This is a genomic window from Candidatus Zixiibacteriota bacterium (assembly GCA_021159005.1).
Classification (GTDB): domain Bacteria; phylum Zixibacteria; class MSB-5A5; order UBA10806; family 4484-95; genus JAGGSN01.
The window spans coordinates 1-1,256 of record JAGGSN010000224.1 but is presented as its reverse complement, the minus strand read 5'-3'; the positions used below and the strand labels follow the sequence as shown (position 1 = coordinate 1,256).

The following is a 1,256-nucleotide window of genomic DNA, read 5'->3' as shown; positions in this document are numbered from 1 at the left end:
CTGGCTATAATTGATGGGTTCCTGCCGCTGTAAGCTGTACAGGTAAATCCTGGAACCGGGCAATAGCCTTCTATTATCCTGCCGATTCTAAAACTTGCAGTTGGAATCGGTGGAGAAGCTTCGATGCGAGCATACCTGAAAACAGCCGACATCTCGCAGGTCGGGGTTGGACAGTAATCGTTTATCTGGCCTGTATAAACAATCCACGTTTTACCATCAAGGAGATTGGTGGCAAAAACTTTTATTTTTGCTTTACCATCAAAAAGATTTGTTACAGAATCTTTTATTTTTGCTTTACCATCAAAAAGATTTGTTACAAAATCTTTTATTCTTGCTTTACCATCAAAATGGTTTATCGCAGTATTGATATCGACTTTGCCATCAAAATGGTTTGTTACTGAATCTTTTATTCTAACTTTGCCATCAAAATGGTTTGTTACTGAATCTTTTATTCTAACTTTGCCATCAAAATGGTTTGTTACTACTATTTCTTCGGAACCAAATGTTATTAAACTATCCCAATTTGAATAATAAGTTGCTTTGATCCACGAGGCAGAACGGGCTATATTTGAAATACGGAGTTCATCAATAATTCCTTTATAGGCAGAATCATAAACGCCGTTACCAATTTGTGGGACTTGAGATTCTTGATGGATAACAACTTTTCCAGAACCACCAACTTCATCTTCTGTTAAATTACCATTATCATAAAATTTTGTATGATTATCTTCGTAACTTCCAACTAGGTAATGCCATTTTCCATCTCCCTCAATTACATCAGTACTATCAGCGTCATGATATTCATTACCAGTAAGGATTGGATGAAATCGTGCTTTACCAACATCAGAAATAACTAAGGCATAGCCAATATTACTCGCAGAAAAATAGGACCTATCAAATATTCTTACCCAATCTGCATTTCCAGTATCAGTTTTACAAAGTGCTTCTACTGAAACATAATCAGGTTTAAAGTCACTATTGTCAGGCAAGCTAATACAATCATCACTACCATCAAAATCTAGAGCTTTCCCTGTTTTGCCGTCAACCAGGTCTCCAGAGGTCATTGACCCGCCCGGAGTTCCATGATTTGTATTAGAAGTTGAATCTTTTATACAACCAGACCCGCCAGTTGGGTCTTGGCTCATGTGCCAAACACCAACAAAATTAGAATCCCAAACGTTTTGGGCAGGAGTTGAGCCAATATCACCTATGTAGGTAGTATTATCGGCGTGGTCTTTATCATAATAAAGGTATAA

The 1,256-nt window shown here is 37.4% G+C and carries 1 protein-coding gene; it reads right to left on the bottom strand.

Features of this window, described 5'->3' with window-relative positions; translation table 11 throughout:
• Positions 1 to 1,256: LamG domain-containing protein (locus J7K40_14895; protein MCD6163687.1), on the bottom strand; the 1,256-nt coding region annotated here is incomplete at both ends.